The organism is Kitasatospora sp. NPDC048715, from assembly GCF_043198905.1.
GTDB lineage: Bacteria > Actinomycetota > Actinomycetes > Streptomycetales > Streptomycetaceae > Kitasatospora > Kitasatospora lactacystinica.
Window position 1 is genome coordinate 370218 of record NZ_JBICVH010000003.1, and the last position, 26717, is coordinate 396934.

Annotated in this window: 27 protein-coding genes and 7 tRNA genes; 11 read left to right on the forward strand and 23 right to left on the reverse strand. The window is 72.6% G+C overall.

Going from position 1 to position 26717, the window contains the following annotated elements; all coding sequences use genetic code 11:
- Positions 1-170: 170 nt before the first annotated feature.
- From ruvB to pgsA, 11 genes are all read right to left on the reverse strand, one after another.
- Positions 171-1241, reverse strand: a complete 1071-nt coding sequence (gene ruvB, locus ACGFSC_RS08325) for a Holliday junction branch migration DNA helicase RuvB (RefSeq protein ID WP_359897473.1) — start codon at positions 1239-1241, stop codon at positions 171-173.
- Positions 1242-1294: 53 nt separating this feature from the next.
- On the reverse strand, positions 1295-1906 hold the full coding sequence (gene ruvA / locus ACGFSC_RS08330; protein WP_359897474.1) for a Holliday junction branch migration protein RuvA: 612 nt from the start codon (positions 1904-1906) through the stop codon (positions 1295-1297).
- Positions 1903-2454 (reverse strand): crossover junction endodeoxyribonuclease RuvC, encoded by a 552-nt coding sequence (gene ruvC, locus ACGFSC_RS08335; protein WP_359897479.1) that lies wholly within the window; start codon positions 2452-2454, stop codon positions 1903-1905. The genes ruvA and ruvC overlap by 4 nt, the downstream gene beginning before the upstream one ends.
- A 152-nt stretch (positions 2455-2606) precedes the next feature.
- Entirely contained in the window at positions 2607-3365 is a 759-nt protein-coding gene (locus ACGFSC_RS08340) for a YebC/PmpR family DNA-binding transcriptional regulator (RefSeq protein WP_049651428.1), read from the reverse strand.
- A 98-nt stretch (positions 3366-3463) separates the two neighbouring features.
- Positions 3464-4087: a pyridoxal 5'-phosphate synthase glutaminase subunit PdxT gene (gene pdxT / locus ACGFSC_RS08345; RefSeq protein ID WP_359897475.1), complete on the reverse strand. Its 624-nt coding sequence runs from the start codon at positions 4085-4087 to the stop codon at positions 3464-3466.
- Positions 4088-4183: 96 nt separating this feature from the next.
- Entirely contained in the window at positions 4184-5095 is a 912-nt protein-coding gene (gene pdxS / locus ACGFSC_RS08350; protein ID WP_359914516.1) for a pyridoxal 5'-phosphate synthase lyase subunit PdxS, read from the reverse strand.
- A 129-nt stretch (positions 5096-5224) separates the two neighbouring features.
- Positions 5225-5770 carry a hypothetical protein gene (locus ACGFSC_RS08355; protein WP_359914514.1) on the reverse strand — a complete coding sequence of 182 codons (546 nt, stop codon included), beginning with the start codon at positions 5768-5770 and terminating at the stop codon, positions 5225-5227.
- Positions 5771-5799: 29 nt separating this feature from the next.
- A complete protein-coding gene (locus ACGFSC_RS08360; RefSeq protein ID WP_359914511.1) occupies positions 5800-6168 on the reverse strand; it encodes an isomerase in 369 nt (122 codons plus the stop codon).
- 108 nt (positions 6169-6276) lie between these two features.
- On the reverse strand, positions 6277-7458 hold the full coding sequence (locus ACGFSC_RS08365) for a glycosyltransferase family 4 protein (RefSeq protein WP_359914508.1): 1182 nt from the start codon (positions 7456-7458) through the stop codon (positions 6277-6279).
- 52 nt (positions 7459-7510) lie between these two features.
- The gene (locus ACGFSC_RS08370; protein ID WP_359914505.1) at positions 7511-8473 is read right to left on the reverse strand and encodes a phosphatidylinositol mannoside acyltransferase; all 963 of its coding nucleotides are present in this window, start codon (positions 8471-8473) and stop codon (positions 7511-7513) included.
- Positions 8474-8489: 16 nt separating this feature from the next.
- Positions 8490-9137 (reverse strand): phosphatidylinositol phosphate synthase, encoded by a 648-nt coding sequence (gene pgsA / locus ACGFSC_RS08375; protein ID WP_224278759.1) that lies wholly within the window; start codon positions 9135-9137, stop codon positions 8490-8492.
- A 255-nt stretch (positions 9138-9392) separates the two neighbouring features.
- Here pgsA and ACGFSC_RS08380 point away from each other — a divergent pair, with 255 nt between their 5' ends.
- Positions 9393-11441, forward strand: a complete 2049-nt coding sequence (locus ACGFSC_RS08380; RefSeq protein ID WP_359914502.1) for an elongation factor G-like protein EF-G2 — start codon at positions 9393-9395, stop codon at positions 11439-11441.
- 22 nt (positions 11442-11463) lie between these two features.
- Here the strand turns inward: ACGFSC_RS08380 and ACGFSC_RS08385 are convergent, their stop codons facing one another.
- Complete coding sequence (locus tag ACGFSC_RS08385) at positions 11464-11889, reverse strand: DUF393 domain-containing protein (RefSeq protein ID WP_359914499.1); 426 nt, start codon at positions 11887-11889, stop codon at positions 11464-11466.
- Positions 11890-12084: 195 nt separating this feature from the next.
- On the opposite strand from ACGFSC_RS08385, the gene ACGFSC_RS08390 reads away from it, so the two are divergent.
- Positions 12085-13731 carry a hypothetical protein gene (locus ACGFSC_RS08390; RefSeq protein WP_359914496.1) on the forward strand — a complete coding sequence of 549 codons (1647 nt, stop codon included), beginning with the start codon at positions 12085-12087 and terminating at the stop codon, positions 13729-13731.
- A 69-nt stretch (positions 13732-13800) separates the two neighbouring features.
- Here the strand turns inward: ACGFSC_RS08390 and ACGFSC_RS08395 are convergent, their stop codons facing one another.
- The 4 genes from ACGFSC_RS08395 to ACGFSC_RS08410 all read right to left on the reverse strand — a co-directional run bounded on the left by ACGFSC_RS08395 (position 13801) and on the right by ACGFSC_RS08410 (position 18269).
- Positions 13801-14361 (reverse strand): HIT domain-containing protein, encoded by a 561-nt coding sequence (locus ACGFSC_RS08395; RefSeq protein WP_359914493.1) that lies wholly within the window; start codon positions 14359-14361, stop codon positions 13801-13803.
- A gap of 86 nt (positions 14362-14447) precedes the next feature.
- Positions 14448-16427 (reverse strand): threonine--tRNA ligase, encoded by a 1980-nt coding sequence (thrS, locus tag ACGFSC_RS08400; protein WP_359914491.1) that lies wholly within the window; start codon positions 16425-16427, stop codon positions 14448-14450.
- An 88-nt stretch (positions 16428-16515) separates the two neighbouring features.
- Positions 16516-17679, reverse strand: a complete 1164-nt coding sequence (locus tag ACGFSC_RS08405; RefSeq protein ID WP_359914489.1) for a hypothetical protein — start codon at positions 17677-17679, stop codon at positions 16516-16518.
- A gap of 32 nt (positions 17680-17711) precedes the next feature.
- The gene (locus ACGFSC_RS08410; protein ID WP_359914486.1) at positions 17712-18269 is read right to left on the reverse strand and encodes a DUF4365 domain-containing protein; all 558 of its coding nucleotides are present in this window, start codon (positions 18267-18269) and stop codon (positions 17712-17714) included.
- Between the two features lie 166 nt (positions 18270-18435).
- On the opposite strand from ACGFSC_RS08410, the gene ACGFSC_RS08415 reads away from it, so the two are divergent.
- On the forward strand, positions 18436-19203 hold the full coding sequence (locus tag ACGFSC_RS08415) for an exonuclease domain-containing protein (RefSeq protein ID WP_359914483.1): 768 nt from the start codon (positions 18436-18438) through the stop codon (positions 19201-19203).
- Between the two features lie 79 nt (positions 19204-19282).
- Here the strand turns inward: ACGFSC_RS08415 and ACGFSC_RS08420 are convergent.
- From ACGFSC_RS08420 to ACGFSC_RS08430, 3 genes are all read right to left on the reverse strand, one after another.
- A tRNA-Val gene (locus ACGFSC_RS08420) sits at positions 19283-19354 on the reverse strand.
- 209 nt (positions 19355-19563) lie between these two features.
- Positions 19564-19635 (reverse strand) — tRNA-Val (locus tag ACGFSC_RS08425).
- A gap of 78 nt (positions 19636-19713) precedes the next feature.
- Positions 19714-20172 carry a TIGR02611 family protein gene (locus ACGFSC_RS08430; RefSeq protein WP_359914480.1) on the reverse strand — a complete coding sequence of 153 codons (459 nt, stop codon included), beginning with the start codon at positions 20170-20172 and terminating at the stop codon, positions 19714-19716.
- A 194-nt stretch (positions 20173-20366) separates the two neighbouring features.
- Here ACGFSC_RS08430 and ACGFSC_RS08435 point away from each other — a divergent pair, with 194 nt between their 5' ends.
- Both ACGFSC_RS08435 and ACGFSC_RS08440 read left to right on the forward strand, forming a co-directional pair.
- Positions 20367-20780, forward strand: coding sequence for an SsgA family sporulation/cell division regulator (locus tag ACGFSC_RS08435; RefSeq protein ID WP_030056266.1), 414 nt, complete (start codon positions 20367-20369; stop codon positions 20778-20780).
- Positions 20781-21204: 424 nt separating this feature from the next.
- Positions 21205-21774: a CGNR zinc finger domain-containing protein gene (locus tag ACGFSC_RS08440; RefSeq protein WP_359915386.1), complete on the forward strand. Its 570-nt coding sequence runs from the start codon at positions 21205-21207 to the stop codon at positions 21772-21774.
- Between the two features lie 17 nt (positions 21775-21791).
- Here the strand turns inward: ACGFSC_RS08440 and ACGFSC_RS08445 are convergent, their stop codons facing one another.
- Positions 21792-22262, reverse strand: coding sequence for a hypothetical protein (locus ACGFSC_RS08445; RefSeq protein WP_359915387.1), 471 nt, complete (start codon positions 22260-22262; stop codon positions 21792-21794).
- Between the two features lie 110 nt (positions 22263-22372).
- Here ACGFSC_RS08445 and ACGFSC_RS08450 point away from each other — a divergent pair, with 110 nt between their 5' ends.
- Positions 22373-22873 carry a DsbA family protein gene (locus ACGFSC_RS08450; RefSeq protein WP_359915389.1) on the forward strand — a complete coding sequence of 167 codons (501 nt, stop codon included), beginning with the start codon at positions 22373-22375 and terminating at the stop codon, positions 22871-22873.
- Positions 22874-22885: 12 nt separating this feature from the next.
- Here the strand turns inward: ACGFSC_RS08450 and ACGFSC_RS08455 are convergent, their stop codons facing one another.
- From ACGFSC_RS08455 to ACGFSC_RS08465, 3 genes are all read right to left on the reverse strand, one after another.
- Positions 22886-23734 (reverse strand): GNAT family N-acetyltransferase, encoded by an 849-nt coding sequence (locus tag ACGFSC_RS08455; RefSeq protein ID WP_359915391.1) that lies wholly within the window; start codon positions 23732-23734, stop codon positions 22886-22888.
- Between the two features lie 90 nt (positions 23735-23824).
- The gene (locus ACGFSC_RS08460) at positions 23825-24655 is read right to left on the reverse strand and encodes an aminodeoxychorismate lyase (RefSeq protein ID WP_359915393.1); all 831 of its coding nucleotides are present in this window, start codon (positions 24653-24655) and stop codon (positions 23825-23827) included.
- 12 nt (positions 24656-24667) lie between these two features.
- Positions 24668-25768, reverse strand: a complete 1101-nt coding sequence (locus tag ACGFSC_RS08465) for a chorismate-binding protein (RefSeq protein ID WP_359915395.1) — start codon at positions 25766-25768, stop codon at positions 24668-24670.
- Positions 25769-26088: 320 nt separating this feature from the next.
- Here ACGFSC_RS08465 and ACGFSC_RS08470 point away from each other — a divergent pair.
- From ACGFSC_RS08470 to ACGFSC_RS08490, 5 genes are all read left to right on the forward strand, one after another.
- A tRNA-Gly gene (locus ACGFSC_RS08470) sits at positions 26089-26161 on the forward strand.
- A 40-nt stretch (positions 26162-26201) separates the two neighbouring features.
- Positions 26202-26275: transfer RNA gene (locus ACGFSC_RS08475), tRNA-Cys, on the forward strand.
- Between the two features lie 32 nt (positions 26276-26307).
- Positions 26308-26379, forward strand: a tRNA-Val gene (locus ACGFSC_RS08480).
- Between the two features lie 41 nt (positions 26380-26420).
- A tRNA-Val gene (locus ACGFSC_RS08485) sits at positions 26421-26492 on the forward strand.
- A 44-nt stretch (positions 26493-26536) separates the two neighbouring features.
- Positions 26537-26608: transfer RNA gene (locus tag ACGFSC_RS08490), tRNA-Val, on the forward strand.
- Positions 26609-26717: the final 109 nt, after the last annotated feature.

Here is a 26717-nt window from a genome sequence, read left to right on the forward strand (position 1 = left end):
GGCGACCCCGAATCGATCGGACAACGCCAAGCATCGCATCCTGCCACCGAAAGTGGCGAGCCTCCGCCTGCACAGTTTCCCCGGACCTCACTCCCGGCTCCTCCGTGTGCCACCACGGAAGCACCGGGTGGGAACCGACCGGACCGACTCACCCGTTCAGCCGATGGCGGTCAACTTTCATCGGCGGGGAACAGCTCCGGTTGCGCCGGAACACGTCCGCGAATGGTCTGGACCGGCGGGGTCAGACCGAGGTGCTGCCAGGCCGCGGCGGTGGCGATCCGGCCGCGCGGGGTGCGGGCGAGCAGGCCCTCGCGGACCAGGAACGGCTCGGCGACCTCCTCGACCGTCTCGGACTCCTCCCCCACGGCGACCGCCAGTGTCGACAAGCCGACCGGACCGCCGCCGAACAGCCGCAGCAGCGCGTCCAGCACCGCGCGGTCCAGCCGGTCCAGGCCGCGGGCGTCCACCTCGTAGACGTCCAGCGCCTGGGCGGCGATCTCGACGGTGACCTGCCCGTCGTGCCGGACCTGGGCGTAGTCGCGGACCCGGCGCAGCAGCCGGTTGGCGATGCGCGGGGTGCCGCGCGAGCGCCCGGCGATCTCGGCCGCGCCGGCCGGGTCTATCTCCACGTCCAGCAGCGCGGCCGAGCGGTGCACCACCCGCTGGAGCTCGGCCGGGGCGTAGAACTCCATGTGCCCGGTGAAGCCGAAGCGGTCGCGCAGCGGCGGCGGCAGCAGGCCGGCCCGGGTGGTGGCGCCGACCAGGGTGAACGGCGGCAGCTCCAGCGGGATGGCGGTGGCGCCCGGGCCCTTGCCGACGATCACGTCGACCCGGAAGTCCTCCATCGCCATGTAGAGCATCTCCTCGGCCGGCCGGGACATCCGGTGGATCTCGTCGAGGAAGAGCACCTCGCCCTCGGTGAGCGAGGAGAGGATCGCCGCGAGGTCCCCGGCGTGCTGGATGGCCGGGCCGGAGGTGATCCGGATCGGCGCGCCCAGCTCGGCGGCGATGATCATGGACAGGGTGGTCTTGCCGAGCCCGGGCGGCCCGCTCAGCAGCACGTGGTCGGGCGCGCTGCCGCGCTTGCGGGCGGCCTGGAGCACCAGCGACAGCTGCTCGCGCACCCGCCCCTGGCCGATGAACTCGTCCAGCAGCTTGGGGCGCAGCGCCGCCTCCACCGCCTGGTCCTCACCGTCGGCGGCGGCCGTGACCAGCCGGTCGGCGGGTTCAGGGTCGTACATCGTCGCGGGCTCCAGAGTCTCCAGTATCGACAAATGGACAGATCGTCAGGTGGTCAGCGGGCCCGGTTGAGGCCGCGCAGGGCGAGCCGGAGCAGGGCGCCGACGTCCGGCGTCGCCTGCGCCTCGGCCTCCGGGGTGACGGCCGCGACCGCCTCGTCCGCCTCGCGCGGGGCGTACCCGAGGCCGGTCAGCGCGGAGTGCAGCTGATCGCTCCACGGCGCCGGGCCGGTGGCGATCGGCTTCTGCGCCGGGACCGCGCCGTGCGGGGCGCCGAGCTTGTCCTTGTACTCCAGCAGCAGCTTGGCCGCCTTGGCCTTGCCGATGCCCGGCACCGCGACCAGCGCCTTCTCGTCGCCGCCCGCGACCGCGGCGCGCAGCGCGTCGGGGCTGTGCACCCCGAGGATCGCCTGCGCCAGCTTGGGACCGACGCCGGGCGCGGCCTGGAGGATCTCGAACACGCCGCGCTCGTCGTCGTCCGCGAAGCCGAACAGGGTCAGCGAGTCCTCCCGGACCACCAGCGAGGTGGCCAGCCGGGCCGGCTCGCCCAGCCGCAGCCCGGCCAGCGTGTTCGGGGTGCACTGCACGGCCATGCCCACCCCGCCGACCTCGACCACCGCGGTCCCGGAGGAGATGGCCGCCACGGGCCCTTGCACGAAGGCGATCATCGGACGGTGCCTTTCGGAGGAGTGGAGCGGGGGGTGGCCCGGGCGGCCCGGACGGCGGCCTCCAGCCGGTTGGTCGCCCCGCCGCGCCAGATGTGGCAGATGGCCAGCGCCAGCGCGTCGGCGGCGTCGGCCGGCTTGGGCGGCGCGTCCAGCCGCAGCAGGCGCTGCACCATGGCCGTGACCTGCGCCTTGTCGGCCCGGCCGGAGCCGGTGACGGCGGCCTTGACCTCGCTGGGGGTGTGCAGGGTGACGGGGATGCCGCGCCGGGTGGCGCAGAGCATCGCGACGGCGCTGGCCTGGGCGGTGCCCATCACGGTGCGGACGTTGTGCTGGGCGAAGACCCGCTCGACGGCGACCAGGTCGGGCCGGTGCTCGTCCAGCCAGGCCTCGATGCCCTGCTCGACCTGGAGCAGCCGCTCCCCGATCTCGGCCTCGGCGGGGGTGCGCACCACGCCGACCCCGGCCATCCGCAGCGGCCGGCCCGGCGCACCCTCGACCACGCCGACCCCGCACCTGGTCAGCCCCGGGTCCACGCCCAGTACCCGCACCACTCGCCCGTCTCCCTGTCACTCGCCACGAAGGACCTCCGCAGGCTACCGCCCGGGTCCGACAACCCCACCGACGACACCGGCCCGGTGGTCCAGGGACCACCGGGCCGGGCAGTGAGAACGGTCACTCACCGACGATCACTGGGCAGTGATCACTCGGCGTCGAGCTGCGCGCCGACCTCGTCGGAGATGTCGAAGTTGGCGAAGACGTTCTGCACGTCGTCGCTGTCCTCCAGGGCGTCGATCAGCTTGAGGATCTTGCGGGCGCCGTCGACGTCCAGCTCGACCTGCATGCTGGGGAGGAAGTTGGCCTCGGCCGAGTCGTAGTCGACGCCGGCGTCGACCAGCGCGGTGCGCACGGCGACCATCTTCGAGGCCTCGGAGACGATCTCGAACGAGTCGCCGAGGTCGTTGATCTCCTCCGGCTCCTGGTCGAGGACGACCTCGAACAGCTTGTCCTCGTCCACGCCGTCGGCCTTGGGGACGATGACGACACCCTTGCGGGTGAACAGGTACGACACCGAGCCCGGGTCGGCCATCGAGCCGCCGTTGCGGGTCATCGCGACGCGCACGTCGGAGGCCGCGCGGTTGCGGTTGTCGGTGAGGCACTCGATCAGGACCGCGACGCCGTTCGGGCCGTAGCCCTCGTACATGATGGTCTGGTAGTCGGCGCCGCCGGCCTCCAGACCGCCACCGCGCTTGACGGCGCGGTTGATGTTGTCGATCGGGACCGAGCTCTTCTTGGCCTTCTGGATGGCGTCGTAGAGGGTCGGGTTGCCCGCCGGGTCGGGACCGCCCGTGCGCGCCGCCACCTCGATGTTCTTGATCATCTTGGCGAAGAGCTTGCCGCGCTTGGCGTCGATCACGGCCTTCTTGTGCTTGGTGGTAGCCCACTTAGAGTGGCCGGACATCGCCAGCTCCTTTACGTCGCCAAAGGGAAATGAACAGATGAGATCTTACCGGTGTCGTCACCGGTGAAGCGCACACGGTCAGCGCGTGGTCGACGCCGTCAGCGCGCGTCCCCGGCGAGGTGCTCCTCGACCATCCGCACGAAGTACGCGTGCACCCGGTGGTCGCCGGTCAGCTCCGGGTGGAAGGAGGTGGCGAGCAGGTTGCCCTGGCGCACTGCCACGATCCGGCTCTCCGGGCCGTCCGCGGCGGGCAGCTCGGCCAGCACCTCGACGCCCGCGCCGACCGACTCGACCCAGGGGGCGCGGATGAAGACGCCGTGCACCGGCGCGTCGGCCAGGCCCGTGAAGTCGATCCCGGACTCGAAGGACTCGTTCTGGCGCCCGAAGGCGTTGCGGCGCACCGTCATGTCGATGCCGCCGACGGTCTCCTGGTCCTCGCGGCCGTCCAGGATCTTGTCCGCCAGCATGATCATGCCCGCGCAGGTGCCGTAGACCGGCATCCCGGCGGCGACCCGCTCGCGCAGCGGGTCCATCACGCCGAACAGCAGCGCCAGCTTGGACATGGTGGTGGACTCCCCGCCGGGGATCACCAGCGCGTCGACCTCGGCCAGCTCCTCGGCGCGGCGCACCGGACGGGCGAGCGCGTCGGCCTCGGCCAGCGCCACCAGGTGCTCGCGGACGTCGCCCTGGAGGGCGAGGACGCCGATGACAGGAGTGCTCACGGTCTTCAACCTCTATCGATCGTTACGACGGACTACGTGGCGCGGCCCGCCGCGCGCCGAGGCGCTGCGGCGGGCCGGCCCAGGACTACCGGGCGACTACCAGCCGCGCTTGGCGTAGCGCTCGGTCTCCGGCAGGGTGTCGCAGTTGATGCCGACCATGGCCTCGCCCAGGTTGCGGGACGCGTCCGCGATGACCTTCGGGTCGTCGAAGAAGGTGGTGGCCTTCACGATGGCGGCGGCACGCTTGGCCGGGTCGCCCGACTTGAAGATGCCGGAGCCGACGAAGACGCCCTCGGCGCCCAGCTGGCGCATCAGCGCGGCGTCGGCCGGGGTGGCGACGCCACCGGCGGAGAACAGCACGACCGGCAGCTTGCCGAGCTCGGCGACCTCCTTGACCAGCTCGTACGGGGCGCGCAGCTCCTTGGCGGCGGCGTACAGCTCGTTGTTGTCCAGGGCGCGCAGCTGGCCGATCTCGTTCTTGATCTGGCGCAGGTGGCGGACGGCCTCGACGACGTTGCCGGTGCCGGCCTCGCCCTTCGAGCGGATCATGGCCGCGCCCTCGGCGATGCGGCGCAGGGCCTCGCCCAGGTTGGTGGCACCGCAGACGAAGGGGGTGGTGAAGGCGAACTTGTCCGAGTGGTTGACCTCGTCGGCCGGGGTCAGCACCTCGGACTCGTCGATGTAGTCGACGCCCAGCGACTGGAGCACCTGGGCCTCGACGAAGTGGCCGATGCGGGACTTGGCCATCACCGGGATGGAGACCGCGGCGATGATCTCCTCGATCATGTTCGGGTCGGACATGCGGGCCACGCCGCCGTCCTTGCGGATGTCCGCGGGGACCCGCTCCAGGGCCATGACGGCGACCGCGCCGGCGTCCTCGGCGATCTTGGCCTGCTCGGCGTTGACCACGTCCATGATCACACCGCCCTTGAGCTGCTCGGCCATGCCGCGCTTGACCCGGGCGGTGCCGATCTGCGGCTGGTCTGCGGTGGTGGGGGTGGTGGACACGTGAGACCTCACTCGAAGATGAATCAGTGCTATCGCCCTATGGTAGGCAGAACGGGTGACCCAACCATGCGCCACCAAGTCCAGCCAGGACGACGGGACACGACAAACGGGCCGTATCCGGGGGACACCTTAAGCAGGTGCCCCTTCGGGCGTGAGAGCGGGCGGCGGGGCATCGTCCATTTCGAACGCCAGCGGGAAGGGCGCCTTCCCCGCCAGCCGGAAGTACCGCACCAGCCGGTGCTCGCGCACCGCCCGGGCCGCCCGCACCGCGTCGTTGTGGAACCGCCGGGCCATCGGCACCCGCCGCACCGCGGCCGTCAGATCACGAACCGCGTCCTCGCCACCCGGCTCGGCCGCCAGCGCCGCCATCTGCTCCGGCTCCTCGAACACCGCCCGCAGCGCCAGGCTCAGCTGGCTCTCCGCCACCTCGCGCTGCTCGTCGTCGGCCTGCCGGGCCGCGTGCGCCGCGTCCAGCAGCAGCAGCGAGGCCGCCGGATCCAGCAACGAGGACGTCGCCAGCTCCAACGCCACCGAGGCCCGGCGGACCAGCTGCGCGTCCAGCGCCGCGCGCGCGGCGTCGATCCGGGCGTGCAGCCGGTCCAGACGACCGGCCGTCCAACTCAGGTACATGCCGAACAGCACCACGGCCACGCCGGCCCAGATCCAGGTAGTCACGGGCCGCTACGTTACCGGGTGTCACCGGTTCAGCCCTGGGCGGTCGCGTTCCGGTAGCTCTCCCGGTCGATGTCCGCGATGTTCACCGCCGTGAACAGCCGGGTACCCGGCCGCGGCCGGACGTACTGCGCCAGCAGCGCCAGCACGCCCTCGCTCAGCGCCGCCTTCGCCTCCGGCGAACGGCCCGGGAAGATCTGGAACTCCACGAACACCTGGGCGTCGGCGGCCGCCCCGCTGGTACCGACCACCAGCACCTCGCTCTGCCGGAACACCGTCTTGCAGGACTCCGGCTTCGCGTCGATCGTCGCCTCCGCCAGCCGGTTGATCGCCAGGCCGAGGCCCCGGCGGTCGAAGGTTCCGGCCAGGCCGGCCGAGTAGTCGACGGAGATCTGCGGCATCGTTGCCCCCGTGGATCGCAGTGGTACGGACGCCCGACCCTAACGCCACCGGCGCCCCGGCCCGCCGCGCGGGACCGGTCCCGGACCGGCCCGGACCGCCGCGGCGGATCAGTCCCGGGCCAGCCCGAACCGGCGCCGCCCGCCGCGCACGTCCTCCTCGACCACCGCCGCCTCGCCGGCCGTCACCGTCTCGTACACCGCCAGGATGTCCGCGCCCACCGTCGACCAGTCGAACCGCCGCACATGCCGCGAGGCCGCCTCCCGCAGCTCCTCCAGCCGCGCCGGATCACCCAGCAGCCGCAGCGCCGTACGGGCCAGCGCGTCCGCGTCCTCCACCGGGAACAGCTCGCCCGCGTCCCCGCCGTCCAGCACCTGCTTGAACGCGTCCAGATCGCTCGCCAGCACCGGCGCGCCCGCCGACATCGCCTCGACCAGGATGATCCCGAAGCTCTCGCCCCCGGTGTTCGGCGCCACGTACAGGTCCACGCTGCGCAGCAGCCGGGCCTTGTCCCGGTCGCTCACCATGCCGAGGAACTCCACCTGCCGGCGCACCTCGGGCGCCAGGCCCGCGACGGCCTCCTCCTCGTCGCCCTTGCCCGCCACCAGCAGCCGCACCCCCGGCCGCTCCGCCAGGATCCGCGGCAGCGCCGCCAGCAGCGTCGGCAGGCCCTTGCGCGGCTCGTTGATCCGGCCGATGAAGCCGATCGTGCCCGGCTCCCCCTTCGCCGCGCCGCCGGTCCACCGCTCGTCCGGCTCGGCCGCCGCGAAGAACCCCACGTCCACGCCGTTCGGGATCACCACCGCGTCCCCGCCCAGGTGCTCCACCAGGGTGCGCCGGGCGTACTCCGACACCGCGATCCGGGCCCGCATCTTCTCCAGCCCCGGCTGGAGGATCGGCGAGGCCGCGATCATCACCCGCGAACGCGGATTGGAGGTGTGGAAGGTCCCCACCATCGGCCCGGTCGCCGACCAGGCGGCCAGCATCGACAGGCTCGGCGCGGCCGGCTCGTGCACGTGCAGGATGTCGAAGCGCCCGTCGTGCAGCCAGCGCCGCACCCGGGCCGCCGACAGGATCCCGAAACTCAGCCGCGCCACCGACCCGTTGTACGGCACCGCCACCGACCGCCCGGCCGGGACCACGTACGGCGGCAGCGCCTCGTCGTCCTCGGCCGGCGCCAGCACCGACACCTCGTGCCCCAGACCGATCAGGTGCTCGGCCAGGTCCCGGATGTGGAACTGCACCCCGCCGGGGACGTCCCAGTCGTACGGGCAGACGATGCCGATCTTCACGGGTTCCTCAAGCTCCTTCGGACAGTGGTGCGGGCGGGCAGGACGGAACGGCTCAGGACCCGGAGGCCTCGGCCGCGGGCTCCGGGACCGCCTCCGCGCGCTCCGCGGGCGCCGCCTTCACCGTCTCACGGACCGGCAGGTCGGCCAGCCAGAACTTCTGCAGCATGTGCCAGTCCTGCGGGTGCTCGCGGATGCTCCGCTCCCACACCTGCGCCATCGCCTGGGTCATCGCCCGGGTGCGCTCCTTGCGGTCGCCCTCCTCGGGCACCGGCACCTCGGGATGGATCCGCGCCCGCAGCACCGGGCCGTCGTACCAGAGGGTCACCGGCAGCAGCGCCGCCCCGGTGCGCTGGCACAGCGCCGCCGGACCGGCCGGCATCCGGGTCGGCTCACCGAAGAACGACACCCCGATGCCCGCCTCCGACAGGTCCCGGTCCCCCACCAGGCAGACCAGCCGGCCCTCGCGCAACCGCCGCGCCAGCGTGCCGATCACGTTCACCGAACCGCCGGTCAGCGCCAGGACCTCCATGCCCAGGCCCTCCCGGAACGCCACGAAGCGGTCGAACAGCCGCTCCGGCTTCAACCGCTCCGCGACCGTGGTGAACGGGTAGCCCTGCTGCGCCACCCAGGCCCCCGCGAGGTCCCAGTTGCCCATGTGCGGCAGCGCTATCACCGCGCCCCGCCCCGCCTCCAACGACTCCCGCAGGTGCTCGAAGCCCTCCACCTGGACGTCCCGGGCCACCCGCTCCCGGCTCCACACCGGCAGCCGGAACGACTCCATCCAGTACCGCAGGTACGAGCGCATCCCGGCCCGGGACAGCTCCCGCACCGCGGCCTCGTCCAGGCCCGGACGGACCCGGCGCAGATTCGCCTCCAGCTGGAGCACCCGCTTGCCGCGCTTGCGCCACGCGTAGTCCGCCAGCCGGTCGAACAGCCCGCGGGCCACCCGCTCCGGCAGGTGCTTCAGCAGCCCCCACCCCAGCGCGTACGCCCAGTACACCAGTCGGTCCGTCACCGCAGGACGCCCCCCATCAGCTCCCGGCCGCCGCTCGGTCGGCCTCGAACGCCTCCCGGCGCACGGTCAGCATCCGCTGGAACACCGTCACCAGGCTGCCCGCCGCCACCAGCCACAGCGCCACCGGCAGCAGCCACTCCACGTACGGCACACCGAATTTGTGCAGACCCGCGACCCCGGCCGCCACCAGGCTGGCCACCAGCCGCTCGGCCCGCTCCACCAGCCCCGACACGTCGCACGGCAGGCCCTGGCTCTCCGCCCGCGCCTTCGTGTACGACACCACCAGACCGCTCGCCAGGCAGAAGATCGCCACCGCACAGAGCAGGTTGTTGTCACCCTTGCCCGCGTACCACATCGCCAGACCGCCGAAGATCGCCGCATCGGCGACCCGGTCCAGGGTGGAGTCGAGGAACGCCCCCCACTTCGTGCTCCGGCCCAGCTGGCGGGCCATGTTCCCGTCCACCAGGTCCGAGAAGATGAACAGCGTGATCGTGATGGTGCCCCAGAAGAACTCCCCGCGCGGGAAGAACACCAGCGCACCGGCCACCGAGCCGGCGGTACCGATCAGCGTCACGGCGTCCGGGCTCACGCCCAGCCGGATCAGGAACGCGGCGAACGGGGTCAGGACACGTGTGAAGAAGGCACGCGCGTATTTGTTGAGCATGGCCTTCCCAGCCGCTCCGATCTCCCAGATACCCGCCTGGCGCAGAACGCGCGGCAGACGGCCGGGCGGATCAGCCCGTCCGGCCCACCCATCGTAGCCAGGCCGAGGACACGCTCCGGCGCACGCACCGCCGGACGCCGCCCCCGCCACGCCGTGCACACGCACGATCACCGATCGGCCGTACGACACGCGCCACTTCGACACCCGACCCTAGACTGCGATGGACAAGCCTCGGCGCCACGGGAGGAGACCCCGATGCCCGACCGCAGCACGGCACGAGCCGGCCAGGCACCCGCCGTCACCGGCCCGAAGGACCTGCGCAACGTCGTCCTCATCGGCCCCAGCGGTGTGGGCAAGACCACCCTCGCCGAATCCCTCGCCCTCGCCGCCGGCGCCACCGGCCGGGCCGGCCGCGTCACCGACGGCACCACCGTCTCCGACCACGAGGACATCGAGCACCAGCAGCAGCGCTCCGTCCAGCTCTCGCTCCTCCCGCTCGAATGGAAGGGCGTCAAGATCAACCTGATCGACCCGCCCGGCCACCCCGACTTCGCCGCCGACCTGCGCGCCGCCCTGCACGCCGCCGACGCCGCCGTCTTCGTCGTCTCCGCCACCGACCCGGTCACCGCCCCCACCCGCGCCCTGTGGCGCGAATGCGCCGCCGAGGGCATCCCCCGCGCCATCGCCGTCGCCAAACTCGACCTCGCCCACACCGGCTTCGACGACATCCTCACCGCCTGCCACGACGCCTTCGGACTCGGCCCGGACACCCTGCGCCCGCTCTTCCTGCCCGTCCACCACGACGGACACCCCGACGGCAGCGTCGACCTCCTCACCGGCGACACCTACGGCGACGCCGACCCCCTGCCCGACACCGCCCCCGCCCACGACAGCCTCGTCGAAGCCATCTCCGGCCAGGACGACACCCTCATGGAGCGCTACCTCTCCGGCGACACCCTCGACACCGACTCCCTCGAAGCCGGCCTGCGCCGCGAGGTCCTCTCCTGCGCCCTCCACCCCGCCGTCCCCACCAGCGAGAACGGCCTCGGCGCCGCCGAACTCCTCGACCTCGTCGCGCACACCTTCCCCGACCCCACCGAGCGCACCCGCCCCGCCCCCGAGTGCGACCCCGACGCCCCGCTCGCCGCCCAGGTCGTCCGCGTCACCGGCGACGCCTACGTCGGACGGATCAGCCTGCTGCGCCTGTACGCCGGCACCCTGCGCCCCGACACCAGGATCCGCCTCGTCGGCCCCGCCCACACCGCCGACCAGAACGGCGACGAACGCGTCACCGCCCTCACCAGCCCCTTCGGCAAGGCCCAGCGCCCCGTCCCGCACGCCGTCGCCGGCGACCTCGTCTGCGCCGCCAAACTCACCACCGCGCGCGCCGGCGACACCGTCCACGACCCCGGCCACCCCGTCGCCCTCGAAGGCTGGACCCTCCCCGAACCGCTCCTCCCGATCGCCGTCGAGGCCCACAGCAAGGCCGACGACGACAAGCTCTCCCAGGCCCTCGCCCGCCTCACCGCCGAGGACCCGGCGCTACGCCTGGAACAGAACCCCGACACCCACCAGCTCGTCCTCTGGTGCACCGGCGAGGCCCACGCCGACGTCGTCCTCGACCGCCTCCGCACCCGCCACGGCGTCCACGTCGACACCGTCGAACCCAAGGTCGCCCTGCGCGAGACCTTCGGCACCGCCGCCGCCGGCCACGGCCGCCTGGTCAAGCAGTCCGGCGGCCACGGCCAGTACGCCATCTGCGACCTGGAGGTCGAACCGCTCCCCGCCGGCTCCGGCTTCGAGTTCCAGGAGCACGTCGTCGGCGGCTCCGTCCCCAAGCACTTCATCCCCTCCGTCGAGAAGGGCGTCCGCGCCCAGCTCGCCAAGGGCGTCACCACCGGGTACCCGCTCGTCGACGTCCGGGTCACCCTCACCGACGGCAAGGCGCACTCCGTCGACTCCTCCGACGCGTCCTTCCAGAACGCCGCCGCCCTCGCCCTGCGCGACGCCGCCGAGCACGCCGTCATCCGCCTGCTCGAACCCGTCGCCGCCGTCAGCGTCCTGCTCCCCGACGACTACCTCGGCGCCGTCCTCGGCGACCTCTCCGCCCGCCGCGGCCGCGTCCTCGGCAGCGAGACCGGCGGCACCGGCCTCACCCTGCTGCGCGCCGAGGTCCCCGAGCTCGAACTCGTCCGCTACCCGATCGACCTGCGCTCGCTCACCCACGGCACCGCCGAGTTCTCCCGCGCCTACCTGCGCCACGAACCCATGCCCCCCGCGCTCGCCCAGCGCTACACCGACTGAGCGGCCCCACGGCCGGGCGGCCTCACGGCCGGACGGGCTTCCGGGCCGGCAGTTCGCACGCCGCCGTCCCGCCCGGCATCCGGTGCCGGTTGCGCGCCACCCAGCGGTAGGCCAGCCCCGCGAGCGGCCGCACCGGCGCCGCCGTCAACACAGCACCCAGGTACGCCCACACCCCGCCGGAGCGCATCAGAAGCCGCGCAACCGCCTGCGCGCCCCCGTACACCCGGCCGCTCGGCGTCACCCAGAGCACCTCGCGCTCCGCCCGCTCCGCCGACACCTCACCCCGGCCGCCCGCGCACCCGTCCAGGCCCGCCAGGTCCGCGAACTGGAACGGCACCGCCTCCCAGCCCCCCGAGGCCAGCGTCTGCCGCAGGTACCGCTCCGACCAGCGCACACAGGACGAACAGAACGAACAGTCCCCGTCGTAGACCAGCACCGGATCCTTCACGGCCGCTCCCCTTTCCTCGCTCCCACCGTCCATCCTGCCCCACCTCCCCCATCCTCCTCGCGACGGGTATCGACCCGCCCGAAGCTGGGCATCATGCCCCTCAGGCCTCCGGTGACGGTACTTCAGACGATCATCCGCGCGGGGGTGCCACGGCACGGTAACCTGCCGCTGACAAGGGGAGGAGGGGACGCCACCGTGACCACACTCGACATGACCCCGGGTGCGCAGATACCCCGGACCGACGCCGGCCCGCAGACCGCCATCACCCAGGGACTCTCCTCGACCGCGTACCGCGACGGCGAGATCAAGGGCTTCGTCGGCGCCGTCACCGACGCCACCGAGAAGAAGGGCCGCTTCGCGCTCTTCCGCCCCAACCTCGGCGAGGCCTTCAGCAAGGCGCTGATCTCCCGTGCCCTGGGCGGCGGCCGCAAGCCCATCGTCCCGGCCTTCGGAGTCGACACCCGCCAGGTCGTCGAACACTGCCTGGCCGCCGAGGAACTGCGCAACACCCGCGACCGGCAACTCAGCACCGTCTCCATCGCCACCGGCGTGCTCTTCCTCCCCGGCACCCTGATCTGGCTCGGCGCCTTCCAGCTCCGCGCCTGGCTCAAGCGGGACAACCCGAAGAACGCGGCCGTCTACGGCGGCATCGTGCTCGCCGCGGCCGCCGCCCTCGCCGTCCTGCTCGCGCTGCGCCCGCCGGCCGGCGGCTTCATCGGCGTCTACCTGCGCGTGACCATGCTCGCCCCGGTCGTCGGCTGGTACCTCGCCCGCCGGATCGTCGAGCGCTCCGCCAAGGACCTGCGCTCCCGCTGGCAGGCACTGGTCGAGGGCAGCGTGGTGGCCGCCTCCGTCGCCAAGGCCGTCCCCCGGGACGACCTCGACAAGAAGGCCGCCGACCTGCGCGACAAGCTCGGCCGCCTGGACGCCGAGCAGGAGACCAACATCCACCACTACGCCGGCCCCAAGGGCATCCTCGGTGCCGGCCGCCGCTGGGGCGAATGGCGCCTCGCCGACACCCTCCACCCCGCGGAGGGCCACGCCGACTTCCGCGCCTTCCACCCCTGGGACCTGATCCGCCGGATCTCCTCCCACCTCAAGGGCCTCGGCGTCAGCCACGTCGCCAACAGCGGCATGCCCAACGTCGCCATCAAGCAGTGGGTGGTCTTCGACATCGGCGAGGGCGCCGACGAGATCAGCCGCCCCGGCAACGCCGACATGGACGGCGACCGGATGCGCGACTTCGCCGTGCAGAGCGTCGCCGACAAGCAGACCTTCTCCGGCGGCCCCCGGCACTACCTCGCCACCCAGTTCATCACCCACGACGGCAAGCTGGTCCTCACCTTCACCGTCACCGTCACCCTGCTCGCCAACGTCCTGAACATCACCGTGTCCGGCTACGCGCTCGGCCCGGTCAAGGGCGTCTTCTTCGACAAGCCCAAGGACAAGGAGAAGTCGGTCGCCAAGACCGTGCGGTTCTGGGAGGAGCGCACCGTCAAGCTCCCCCTGATCGACAACGACGAGGTCGTCCGCCAGGCCGTCCGCGCCCCCTTCTACCGGATGCCCGGCCTGCTCGGCTGGCTCGGCGGCGGACTCGGCCTGCCCGAGCCCTTCGGGCTGCGGCACATCTGGGCCGGCCGCGCCTGGGAGAACCGCTCCATGGTCGACAACGCCCAGAACGCCGCCGTCCCGGTGCTCGCGGCGGTCCACGCCGCCACGCTGGAGTTCCTGGAGGAGCACGACCTGGACGCCGACCGCTTCTTCAAGAACCGCACCTCGATCATCAAGTCCGAGGCGCAGAGCCCCCGCCCCTACGACGTCGACACCTTCAACGCCGGCTGATCCGGCGCAGCGCACGCGGGAGGGCCCCACCGAGGATCTCGGTGGGGCCCTCCCGCGTTGTTCCTCGGATCAGCCCTGCGGCCAGGCCTCGGCCAGCATCTTCCGGGTGTCCGCCAGCAGCTGCGGCAGCACCTTGGTGTGGCCGACCACCGGCATGAAGTTGGTGTCCCCGCCCCAGCGCGGCACCACGTGCTGGTGCAGGTGCGCCGCGATCCCGGCCCCGGCCGCCGCGCCCTGGTTCATCCCGATATTGAACCCGTGCGCCCCGGAGGCCGCCCGCAGCGCCGTCATCGCCTTCTTGGTGAAGTCCGCCAGCTCGGCCGTCTCGGCCCCGTCCAGGTCGGTGTAGTCGGCGACGTGCCGGTACGGGACCACCATCAGGTGCCCGCCGTTGTACGGGTACAGGTTCAGCACCGCGAACACGGCACTCCCCCGGGCGATGATCAGCCCGTCCTCGTCGCTCAGGGACGGGATCGAGCAGAACGGACAACCGTCGTCCGGAGCCGGGCCGGTGGGCTTGTTCTCACCCTGGATGTACGCCATCCGATGAGGCGTCCACAAGCGGCGGAAGCCGTCCGGCTCACCGACGCCCCGCTGAAGTTCCGGCTCAGTCGTCATGCTGATCAGCATATTCGCCCGACGGTGCTTGCAAAGCCGCGCGGGGCAGACTCATCGAGAGCCTGCCCCGCGCCGTCCCCGCTCGGGCGGGGCCGAACTCACACCTGGATGCGGCTCTTCACCGCGTCCACGATCTCCTGAACCGCGTCGGCCAGCGGAACGCCGTTCTTCTGCTCGCCGTTGCGGTAGCGGAACGACACCGCACCCGCCTCGACGTCGTCGTTGCCGGCGATCAGCATGAACGGCACCTTGGTCTTCTGTGCGTTCCTGATCTTCTTCTGCATGCGGTCGTCCGAGGTGTCGACCTCGACCCGGATCCCGTGCTTCTTCAGCTCGGCCGCGACCTCCAGCAGGTACGGCACGTGCTCGTCGGTGATCGGGATGCCGGTGACGGTGACCGGGGCCAGCCACGGCGGCATGGCGCCGGCGTAGTGCTCCAGCAGCACCGCGAAGAAGCGCTCGATGCTGCCGAACAGCGCCCGGTGGATCATGACCGGCCGCTGGCGCGAGCCGTCCGCCGCGGTGTACTCCAGGTCGAAGCGCTCGGGCAGGTTGAAGTCCAGCTGGATGGTGCTCATCTGCCAGGTGCGGCCGATGGCGTCCTTCGCCTGCACCGAGATCTTCGGGCCGTAGAAGGCCGCGCCGCCCGGGTCCGGGACCAGCGGCAGGCCCTGCTTCTCGGCCACGCTCGCCAGGACGCGGGTGGCCTCCTCCCAGGTCTCGTCGCTGCCGACGTACTTGACCGGGTCCTTGGTCGACAGCTCCAGGTAGAAGTCGGTCAGACCGTAGTCGCGGAGCAGGTTGAGCACGAAGGTCAGCGTGGAGTCGAGCTCCTCCGCCATCTGCTCGCGGGTGCAGTAGATGTGCGCGTCGTCCTGCGTGAAGCCGCGGGCACGGGTGAGGCCGTGCACGACGCCGGACTTCTCGTAGCGGTACACCGTCCCGAACTCGAAGAGGCGCAGAGGCAGTTCACGGTACGAGCGGCCGCGCGCGTCGAAGATCAGGTTGTGCATCGGGCAGTTCATCGGCTTGAGGTAGTAGTCCACGCCCTCGTCGAGCTGCATGGGCGGGTACATGCCGTCCGCGTACCAGTCGAGGTGGCCGCTCTTCTCGAAGAGCTTCCCCTTGGTGGCGTGCGGGGTGTAGACGAACTCGTAGCCCTCCTCCTCGTGCCGCTTGCGCGAGTAGTCCTCCATCGCCCGGCGGATGATGCCGCCCTTGGGGTGGAAGACGGCGAGGCCGGAGCCGATCTCCTCCGGGATGGAGAAGAGGTCGAGCTCGTTGCCGAGCTTGCGGTGGTCGCGCTTCTCGGCCTCGACGAGGAAGTCGAGGTGGGCCTTGAGCTCGTCCTTGGTCGGCCAGGCGGTGCCGTAGATGCGCTGCAGCATGGGGTTCTTCTCGCTGCCGCGCCAGTAGGCGGCCGCGTTGCGCATCAGCTTGAACGCCGGGATGTTCCGGGTGCTGGGCAGGTGCGGGCCGCGGCAGAGGTCGCCCCAGCACTGCTCGCCGGTCTTGGCGTCCAGGTTGTCGTAGATGGTGAGCTCGCCGGCGCCGACCTCGACGTCGGCGCCCTCGCCCGCGGTGGCGGCGGAACCCTTGAGGCCGATCAGTTCGAGCTTGTACGGCTCGGCGGCCAGCTCCTCGCGGGCGGACTCGTCGGTGACCACGCGGCGGGAGAACTTCTGCCCGCGCTTGATGATCTCCTGCATCTTCTTCTCGATGGCCTTGAGGTCATCGGGGTGGAAGGGCTTCTCGACGTCGAAGTCGTAGTAGAAACCGTCCTTGACCGGCGGGCCGATGCCCAGCTTGGCCTCGGGGTAGAGCTGCTGCACGGCCTGGGCCATGACGTGCGCGGTGGAGTGGCGCAGGATGTCGAGGCCGTCCTTGCTGCCGATCTCGACCGGCTCGACCTCGTCACCGTCCTGGACGGCGTAGGCGAGGTCCTTGAGCTGGCCGCCGACGCGGGCGGCGATGATCGAGCGGTCGTCGGCGAAGAGCTCGGCGGCCGTGGTGCCCGTCGTCACCACGCGCTCTTCCCGATCGGGTTCGCGGCTGATGATTACCCGGACGTCCGTCACCGGTCTCTCCTGACGTGCTGGATTTCAGAGGACGCAACACTGCGCTGCGCGTGACGATGGTACCGAGAGCGCCGCCCCCGCCGTCCACCTACGCCCCTTCCCCCTCCCGCTCCGCCTTCTCCCCGAGCGCCTTCAGCAGCCGCTCGCGGTCCCCTTCCTCCCAGCCGCGGAGTTCCAGTCCGTGCGGGCGGGTCAGCCGGCGGAAGCCGCCGTGCCGCTCCAGCCGGCCGGAGACCCGGACCGGCAGGCCCGCGAGGTGGGCCTCGGCGGCGAGCCGGTAGTCGGGGTCGGGCAGGCGGAGCTTGAGCTCGCGGACCTCGGCGCCGGTGAGCACCCGCAGTCGTACCGAGCCGGGACCGGCCGGGTCGGCGCGCTTGAGCCGGGTGACCACGCCGACCACGGTGACGTCGACTGCGGGCTCGATCCGTTCCAGCAGCTCGGCGGCCTCCGCCAGGGCTGGCAGGTCGCCGGGCGAGAAGTCGAGGTCGATCCGGCGGTCCCCGAAGCCGCCCGGGGTCCCGGCGGCGGGCGACCAGGCGACGCTGAGCCGGGCGGCCGTCGCGTCGCGCACCAGCTCCTCGACGGACCGGACGAGCTCCCGGCTGACCCCGGCCCGGACGGCGTTCCCGAAGGCCTCGGGCCCGCCGCTGACCCGGCGGTAGTCGACGGCGTCGCGCAGTGCCTCCAGGGCGCGGACCAGGGTGGTGACGGCGGCGCGGCCCTCGGGGGCGGGGGTGTGGGCGGTGAGCACGGCGCCCTGTTCGACCAGCAGGACGCGGTCCAGGAAGTCCCCGGCGAGGGCGTCCAGCCGGGCGCCGAAGTAGCCGGCCCTGGTGCGGGCCGCCTTGGCGCCGGCGGCGAGCATCCCGCGGGCGGCCCGCCGGAGCCGCTCGGCCTCGTCCCAGGGGGTGGCCCCGGCGGGGCCGGACGGTTCGCGGTGCCAGCGCAGTTCGTCGCCGGGGACGGTGAGGGCGAGCAGGATCGAGCGGGCGGAGGGGGTGCGGGAGCGGGAGAGCGCGGTCACGGCGTCGGCGAGGAGTTCGACGGCGTCGTCGAAGCCGTCCCCGGCCGGGACGAGCAGGCTGGTGCCGGGCTCGTCGTCGGGCGGGGTCCAGCGTCCGTACCGGGCGGCCGGTCCGCCGCGGCGGACCCAGCCGTGCCGGGCGAGCAGGGTGGCCAGGACCGTCGGGTCGACGGTGGCCGGGTCGGGCAGGGGCCGGGCCGGTTCGCCCGGTGCGTGCGGCGGTGTCATGGGTCCGGTTCCTCCCTGCCGGGCCCGGGCCGTCACGGGCTGCCGCCCGCGCCGACCCGGGCCATGATGTCGCAGAGCGCGCGGTCGTCGAAGACCTTGGCGGTGGGCACCCGGACGTTGGTGCGCCGCTGCCCGGTGACCGGGTGGCCGGCCAGGTTGACCCAGTAGCAGCAGTGCCGCAGTTCCAGGGCGTCCGGGCGGGCCCGCAGCCACTGGTCGACCCGGCGCGGCAGCAGCAGCACGACCAGGATCCGCGGCACGGCGACCCGGGGCCGGGCGAGCTTGCGCAGGTGGTCGTTGTCCAGGGTGAAGCTGAAGAACGGCCCGGCCGGGTCGGGCGCGACCTGCTGGGTGGCCTTGAGCTGGATCTTGACGGTGACCTCGTCGTCCACCTCGTGCGCCCGGGAGCCGTGGCTGACGTGCCAGTCGATGCCGTTGTCCGGGAACGGCTGGGAGAGCGAGCAGCCGGCCGCGGCGGCGACCGCGTGCAGGTAGCCGACCTGCAGGGTCTCCATGCAGGCGGTGACCGCGAGGTTCCCGCGCAGTACGGCCGCCGCCGCCTCCTCGGGCTGCGGCTGGGTCAGTGCCATCGCCCCGTGCCCTCCCCCGGTTCCGGGCCCGTCCCGCTCCGGACGGGCCGGTCGATTCGAACGGGACAGTCATGGGCAGGATCCCCGGCCGGGCTTGGGCCAAACGGGTTGAAGGGGCGTCAGAACCGGGTATCAACCGGGCGCAACGCTCGTCTGAGGGGCAGTCATGCAGCAGCACTGGTACACCGGCCCGCTCGCCTCCTTCGACACCGAGACGACCGGTGTGGACGTGGAGAACGACCGGATCGTCTCCGCCGCCCTGGTCGTCCAGCTCGCGCCGGGCGAGCCGGCCCGGACCACGACCTGGCTCGCCGATCCGGGGGTCCCGATCCCGGACGGCGCCCGCGCGGTGCACGGCATCACCGACGAGCAGGTGCGCGCCCACGGCCGCCCGGCCCGCACGGTGGTGGCGGAGGTCACCCGGGCGCTGGCGGCCGAGGCGCGGGCCGGGCGTCCGGTGGTGGTGATGAACGCGCCCTACGACCTGACGCTGCTGGACCGGGAGCTGCGCCGCCATCACGGGCTGACGCTGGCCGCGGGGCTGGCGGCGTCCGGGCTGGTGGTGCTGGATCCCCGGGTGCTGGACAAGCACGTGGACCGCTACCGCAAGGGCCGCCGGACGCTGACCGACCTGTGCGCCCACTACGGCGTCGTCCTGGCCGGGGCGCACGACGCGGCGGCGGACGCGGCGGCGGCACTGGCGCTGACCCGGCGGATCGGCTCCCGCTACCCGGCGGCGCTCGGCGGGCTGTCGGCGGCGGAGCTGCATCTGCGGCAGGCGGTCTGGCACGCGGCGCAGGCACGCGGGCTGCAGAACTGGTTCGACCGCTCGGGGACGCCGGAGCGGGTGGACCTGTCCTGGCCGCTGCGGCCGGCCCGGTGCGGATGCGGGCGCCGGCTGGAGCCGGAGCACCGTTGCGAGGCGGCGGCGTAAGGCGCGGCCCGGCGTTCCGGGCCCGAAACGCGCCGCAGGCCCTGACCGGTTTCCTGGTCAGGGCCTGCGTGCTGTCCGGTGGGCGATACTGGGATCGAACCAGTGACCCCTTCGGTGTGAACGAAGTGCTCTCCCGCTGAGCTAATCGCCCGGGCAACGAGAAGAACTCTAGCACCATTCGGGGCCGGTCGTACAACTCGCCCGTTCCGGGTACCGCCGACGCCTCCGCAGAACTCGCGCCCCGCAGGGAAGGTGACTGTCCCTCAGCCGATTACCGGCGGCCCTTCAGGCGGATTCCGGAAATACACGTGAGGCCCAGCCGATAATCGGCTGGGCCTCACGTATCACAATGCATTCCGGTGGGCGATACTGGGATCGAACCAGTGACCCCTTCGGTGTGAACGAAGTGCTCTCCCGCTGAGCTAATCGCCCGGGTGCAGAGAAAACATTACCGCATCCCGGAGGGTGCTCCGAACACGCTCCCCGCCCGCGGCCCCGCGTCCGGGCGGGTCAGCTCCCGTCCAGCTGCCAGGGGGCGGCCAGGCCGTAGCGGGCGAAGTACCAGCCGCCCACCCCGACGAGGGCGGCCAGCCCGATCGCGGTGAGCGTCAGGTTGCGGCGGCGCACCCGCGGGTCCATGGCCCGCTGGGCGGCCTCGGCGACCTTGCGGCGGGTCCAGCGCAGGGCCAGCTGGGCCCAGACGAACTCGGTCGCCCAGATCCCCATGCCCAGGAAGATCACCAGCCAGCCGGGGCCGGGCAGCGGCAGCATGATCAGCCCGAGCACCACCACGGCGAGGCCCGCCAGGAAGATCGCCACCTGCCAGACCCGGTGCAGCGCGGGCGAGCGGCGGACGAAGGCCGGGGCCCGCGATCCGACCGCCCGTCCGCCGTCGACGGCCGCGTCAACCGCCACAGCCGCTTCACCCGTTCCCGTGTTCCCGGCCGTCTTGTCGTTTCGCACAGTCATGCCAGGAAACTAACCAAGAAGCGCCGGGTAATGCCCGGCCCGGCCGCTGCGGGGCGATTCCGCAATGCGCCGTAAGGGGTACGACTCGCGCCCGAATCGGGACAGAGGGGTTTACATCGGTCTTGGGGGTGGGATGGTCCGTTCGCCGACGTGCGATTCCCCGAGCGCACACTGAGCGAAAGGCCATGGCGCTTATGAACACCACGGTCAGCTGCGAGCTGCACCTGCGCCTCATCGTGTCCAGCGAGTCATCACTGCCCGTCCCCGCGGGCCTGCGCTACGACACCGCCGACCCCTATGCCGTGCACGCCACGTTCCACACAGGCGCCGACGAGACCGTGGAGTGGGTGTTCGCCCGAGATCTCCTCGCGGAGGGGCTGCACCGACCCACTGGTACCGGCGACGTCCGGGTGTGGCCGTCGCGCAGCCACGGGCAAGGGGTGGTCTGCATCGCACTGAGCTCTCCGGAAGGAGAAGCCCTGCTGGAGGCCCCGGCCCGAGCGCTTGAGTCGTTCCTCAAGCGGACGGACGCCGCGGTGCCCCCCGGCACCGAACACCGTCACTTCGACCTCGACCGGGAGCTGTCCCACATCCTCGCCGAAAGCTGACCCCATCCGGAGGCGGTCACGCCCCGCCGTCGGCGGGGCCCTACCCCCTGCCTCATCGCAGCCGTCCTACTCGGGGGCACGGCAGCGGACTCAGCCGCGCACGTCGCGGTCTCGGGGCCGGTGAGCGGCTCCGCTCCCACCGGAGCGGGTCCACAGCACCGCAGGCGCCCGGCACCGAGGCCGGCCACCCTCACGGGTGGCCGGCCTCGGTGCCGGGCGCCGACGTCTTCCGGCGGGTGGCGGCACGCCCTCGGGGGCCGGTTCGGGGGCCGGCCGGCCTCGGCGGCGCCCGGTTTCGGACGCCTTGTCGGACTGCGCACACATCTTCGAAAGAAGGCGCCGCCCTACCGGCACGAGGCCCGGTATGGTCTGGGGTAACCGTGGACGCGGGGTATCGGAGTCCCCTGCGCGAGGAGCCCCCAACGTGCTGATCACCCATGACACCGAGTGCGCGCTGAGCCTCCTCGTGGAGCTGCTCAACACCGCACCCGAGGTGTGCGGCGCCGAGCGGCTGCCGGACGTCGCCGCGCTGGACGCCTTCGTGGTCCGCCGGGAGATCAGCGAGATCGACTCGCTGACCGAGGACGACCTGCGGCGGGTGCACGAGCTGCGCACCCGGCTGCGCGAGGTGTTCGCGACGGAGTCCACCGCGCAGGCCGCGGAGCTGGTCAACTCCATCGTCGCGGCCGCCGGGACGACGCCCCGGCTGACCAACCACGACGACCACGACTGGCACATCCACTACTTCGCGCCGCACGCCGCCCTCGGCGACCACCTGGCGGCCGAGCTGGGCATGGCGCTGGCCCTCATCCTCATGGCGGGCGAGCGGGAGCGGCTGCGCCGCTGCGAGGCGCCGGACTGCGCGCGGGTCTTCGTGGACCTCTCCCGGAACCGCTCACGGCGCTACTGCGACAGCCGCACCTGCGGCAACCGGCTGCACGTCGCCGCCTACCGGGCGCGGCAGCGGTCGGCGGAGGCCGTCCCCTCCGCCTGACCGGCCGGTCCTCCCGTTCAGATCCCGCGCTTGCGGAGGATCTCCTCGATGTCGGCGAAGTCGCCGAGGCCGTCCTCCCGCTTGCCCGCGGCCGGCTTCTTCGGGGCCCTGGGCGTCGGCGCCACCGCCGGACGCTCGGGCGCCGGCCCGGCCGCGGCCGGGCGCTCCGGGCGCTCCTGGGCGCTCTCCACCGCCCCGGCGCCCCGGCGGCCCACCCAGCGGGTGGTGACCAGCAGCACCGCCGAGACGCCGAGCAGCGCGATGCCGGTCCACACCCGCGGGTCGAGGACCAGCTTGGTCGCCCAGTCGGCGAACTCCCGGCCGATCGTGCTCGCCAGCGGGAACAGGCCGGTCAGGTAGAGCCCGGCGGGCAGCAGGGCCACCGCGAACCAGCGGGTCGCCGACAGGAAGCGCCGCCGGTAGGCCCGCAGCCCGGCGAAGGCCACCCCGCCCGCGGTGAGGACGAAGCTGATCGCCGCGCTCAGCACGGTGCCGCTCCTTCGTGTCCGGTCGTCCTGGTCATCGGTGCCTTCCTCTCGGTCCGCCCTCGGGCGCACCTCCGGCCGGAGCGGGCGCCCACTAGTGGAACACTGGGGGAATGATCGATGGTTCCCTCCCCCGCCTCGAGTTCTGGTGCGACCTCCAGTGCCCGGACTGCCACACCGCGCTGGACGACGTACGGGCGCTGCGCGCGCAGTACGGCGACGCGCTGCCCGTGGAGGTGCGGCACTTCCCGCTGGAGAAGCACAAGCACGCCTACGCCGCCGCGGAAGCGGCCGAGGAGGCGTTCGCGCAGGGGCTGGGCTGGCCGTTCGTGGAGGCGCTGCTGGCCCGTACCGCGGAGCTGGACGCGCGCGGGCAGCACGTGCTGCTGGACGTGGCCCGGGAGGTCGGGGCGGACGTCGACGAGGTGGACACCGCGCTGATCGACGGCCGGCACATGCTGACCGTCGACGCCGACCAGGCCGAGGGCAAGGCGATCGGGGTCACCGGCACGCCGACGTACGTGATCGGCGGGCAGCGCCTCGACGGCGGCAAGAGCCAGGACGGGCTGCGCGAGCGGATCGTGGCCGTCATCGAGGCGGCGAAGGCTTCCTGACGACACGCCGGGTCACAGCTGCTTGCCGTAGAGGCGCTCGGTGACCCGGTAGCCGAGCGAGGTGTAGAGCCGGATGGCGACCTCGTTGCCGGAGAAGACGTTGAGGCCGAGGTTCCGCACTCCGGCGGCCAGGCACTCGCGTTCGGCGAGCAGCATCAGCGTGCGTCCGTGTCCCTGGCCCTGGTGGGCCGGGGACACCTCGACCTTCATCACCCAGGCGAGCGGTTCGCCGTCCGGCAGGTCGCGCAGCCGCGGCTGCAGCCAGAGCAGGCCGTACGGCTCCTCCCCGCCGTCGGCGCCGTACAGACGGCGCAGGACCATGCCCGGGGCCTCCGGGTCCGGGGCCGCCGGGTTCTGCGGCCCGCCGCCCGAGCGGGCGCGGGCCTGTTCCTCGGTGAGGCCGGAAGCCACCATCATGCGGACGTAGTCCTGCACGGACCGGTCGAACCAGTCCCGGATCTCGGCCCTCCGGTCGAACGGGCGCACGCTCAGCCCCGCGGGCAGGTCCGGGGCGACTGTCAGCCGCTTGGACATGGCCAGGGCCCGCTCGGTGTACCCGAGCGTCACGGCGAGCCCCCGGGCCGCCGCGGCCGGCTCCGGGACGCCGACGTCGACCCGGGTGCAGCCCCAGGTGCGCAGCACCTCCTCGGCGGCCAGCCCGCCGAACGTTCCCCGACCCCGGCCGCGCCCCTCGGTGATCTCCAACTCGGATATCCGGCCCCAGAGTTGATCGCCCTGCGGGTCGGCGGTGGTGCGCAGCGCGCCGACCGGCCGGCCGTTCGCGAGGATCAGCCAGCGTCTGGTGCGGCCGCCGGCCGCGGTGGGTGTCTCCGGGCCCTCGGGGCGCAGCGTGGTGGTCATGTGGTGGTCCCTTCCCCTTGCACGGGGGGTTATCCACGCGGCCGGTGCGCTTCCCCGGCGTTCCTCCGGGACGCTCTCCCGGACGGGGAATCACGGGTCGAGGTCGTCGCCGCTGCGCTCGGTGAAGACGGCCATGGCCTTGGCGGTGACGGGGCCGATGCCGGGCAGTTCGCGGTCGTCGACGCGGGTGACGGCCTGGACGTCGCGGGTGGTGGAGGTCAGGAAGACCTCCTCGGCGTCCTGGAGGACGCTGAGCGGCAGGTCGGCCTCCTCGGCGCCGCACCAGTCGACGACGAGCTGCCGGGTGATGCCGGCCAGGCAGCCGGAGGCGAGGGCGGGGGTGAGCAGGCGGCCGCCGAGGACCACGAAGACGTTGGATCCGGTGCCCTCGCAGAGCCGTCCGGCGGTGTTGGCGAGCAGGGCCTCCGAGGCGCCGGCGCGGTGGGCGGCGGCCAGGGCGACGACGTTCTCCGCGTACGAGGTGGTCTTGAGGCCGGCGACGGCGCTGTGCTCGTTGCGGCGCCAGGGGACGACGGCGACGGCGGTCTCGTCGGGGCGGTGGCCGATCGCGCTGAGGGCGACGACCAGGGTGGGGCCGGCGGTGCCGCGCTCGGAGCTGAGCGGGCCGTTGCCGCCGGTGTAGGTGACGCGCAGGCGGCCGAGCGGCGCGGGGTTGGCGGCGAGGACCTGGGCGCAGGCCTCGCGGACCAGGTCGTGATCGGGGTCGGCCAGGCCGAGGCCGCGGGCGGAGCGGGTGAGCCGGTCCAGGTGGCGGGTGACCGCGAAGGCCCGGCCGTCGACCGTCTTCAGGGTCTCGAAGACGCCGTCGCCGGTGGTGAGGCCGTGGTCGAGGACCGAGACGGCCGCGTCGGCGGAGTCGACGAGGGAGCCGTTGACCCAGCTCGTGGTGCGGTTGTGCATCGGGTGCTGCTCCTAGGCGGTGGGGGCGCAGGCCCCGGTCGGGTCGGATCCGGTGCCGGATTCGCCACCGGGTTCGCCGCCCGACGCTATCGCGACGAGGCGGGCGGCCTTCAGTTCGGTTTCGGCCCATTCCCGCTCGGGGTCGGAGCCCCAGGTGATGCCGGCGCCGGTGCCGAAGCGCAGGACGGGCGCGCCGGGGTCCGCCCGGTCGATCCAGAACGTGCGGATGCCGACGGCGAGTTCGGCCTCGCCGCGGTCGGCGTCGACCCAGCCGACGGCGCCGCAGTACGGGCCGCGCGGGGCGGTCTCCAGGGCCTCGATGATCCGCAGGGCGCTGGACTTGGGGGCGCCGGTGACGGAACCCGGCGGGAAGGTGGCGGCGAGGAGCTCGGGCCAGCCGGCTCCGTCGCGCAGGGTGCCCTCGACGGTGGAGACCAGGTGGACCAGGCCGGGGTGCTTCTCGACGGCGCAGAGGTCGGGGACGGTGACGCTGCCGGTCGCGCAGACCCGGCCGAGGTCGTTGCGGACCAGGTCGACGATCATCACGTTCTCGGCGTGGTCCTTGTCGAGGAGGTCGTCCTCGGTGCGGCCGGTGCCCTTGATCGGGCCGGAGGAGACGGTGCGGCCGGTGCGGCGCAGGTAGAGCTCGGGTGAGGCGGTGGCGATCTCGACGCCGTGCCCGGGCAGGCGGACGGTGCCGGCGTAGGGGGCGGGGTTGCCGTGGGCGAGGAGGCCGGTGAGCGCGTCGACGTCGCTGAGGTCCGGGTCGGGCAGCGGTGCGGAGAGCACCCGGCAGAGGTTGGCCTGATAGACCTCGCCGGCGGCTATGTGCTCGCGGATGCGGCGGACGCCCGCGGTGTAGGCGGTGCGGTCGAGGGAGCTGTGCCAGCTGCCGGCCTCCGGTCCGCGCCAGCCCGCGCCGGAGGGTGGGGCGGGGGCCGGGCGGACCTGGTCGAAGCGGGCGCAGGTCAGCCGGCCCTCGAAGTCGTGGGCGACGGCCCAGTAGCCGGCGGAGTCCAGGGCGGCCGGGTCCGAGGTGACGTCGCGCAGTCCGGTGGCCAGGCGGCCGCCGAAGCGGGCGAGCGGGGTGCGGGGGTCGGGGTGGCCGGACACGGTTCTCCTGCGCGGTGGTGCTGGGCGGCGGTGCCTGAAGTGTAGGTCGGGGGGCGTGGGCCCGGTCCGGTTCGCGCCCCGCGCACGAGCAGCTGCGTGCGTCACGCGGGTGTGCGCCGGGTGACCTGCGGATGATCGTCCGGGAGCGCCGCAGGTGGCGGCCGGTGGCCGTCCGGGAGCGCTGACGGGACGGCGCTCACCGGCCATCCCCTCGGCATGCTGCGGGAACGGATTTTTAGCTGGCCCGGGAATCCGCTAGAGTTCAACACGTCGCCAGGGAGCGCAGCCGAAGAAAAGCGGTGAAGCCCCCCGGAAGACAGGCGGACGTGGCTCAGTTGGTAGAGCATCACCTTGCCAAGGTGAGGGTCGCGAGTTCGAATCTCGTCGTCCGCTCGATGGAGAACAGTGTAAGATCGTTCTTCATGCGTTGCCTGGTGGAGTGGCCGAGAGGCGAGGCAACGGCCTGCAAAGCCGTGTACACGGGTTCAAATCCCGTCTCCACCTCCAAGAGGTCCCCCGGTTCGACCGGGGGCCTCCCCGCGCGATTAGCTCAGCGGGAGAGCACTACCTTGACACGGTAGGGGTCACTGGTTCAATCCCAGTATCGCGCACGTCGGATCCTCCGGGGTCTGCTGCAGGACCGCCACATCAGGCGCGATTAGCTCAGCGGGAGAGCACTACCTTGACACGGTAGGGGTCACTGGTTCAATCCCAGTATCGCGCACAGTAACGGGCCCTCCGGGGTCTGCTGCAACACCGCCGCCCCAGGCGCGATTAGCTCAGCGGGAGAGCACTACCTTGACACGGTAGGGGTCACTGGTTCAATCCCAGTATCGCGCACGTCGGACCCTTCGGGGTCTGCTGCAGGACCGCCACATCAGGCGCGATTAGCTCAGCGGGAGAGCACTACCTTGACACGGTAGGGGTCACTGGTTCAATCCCAGTATCG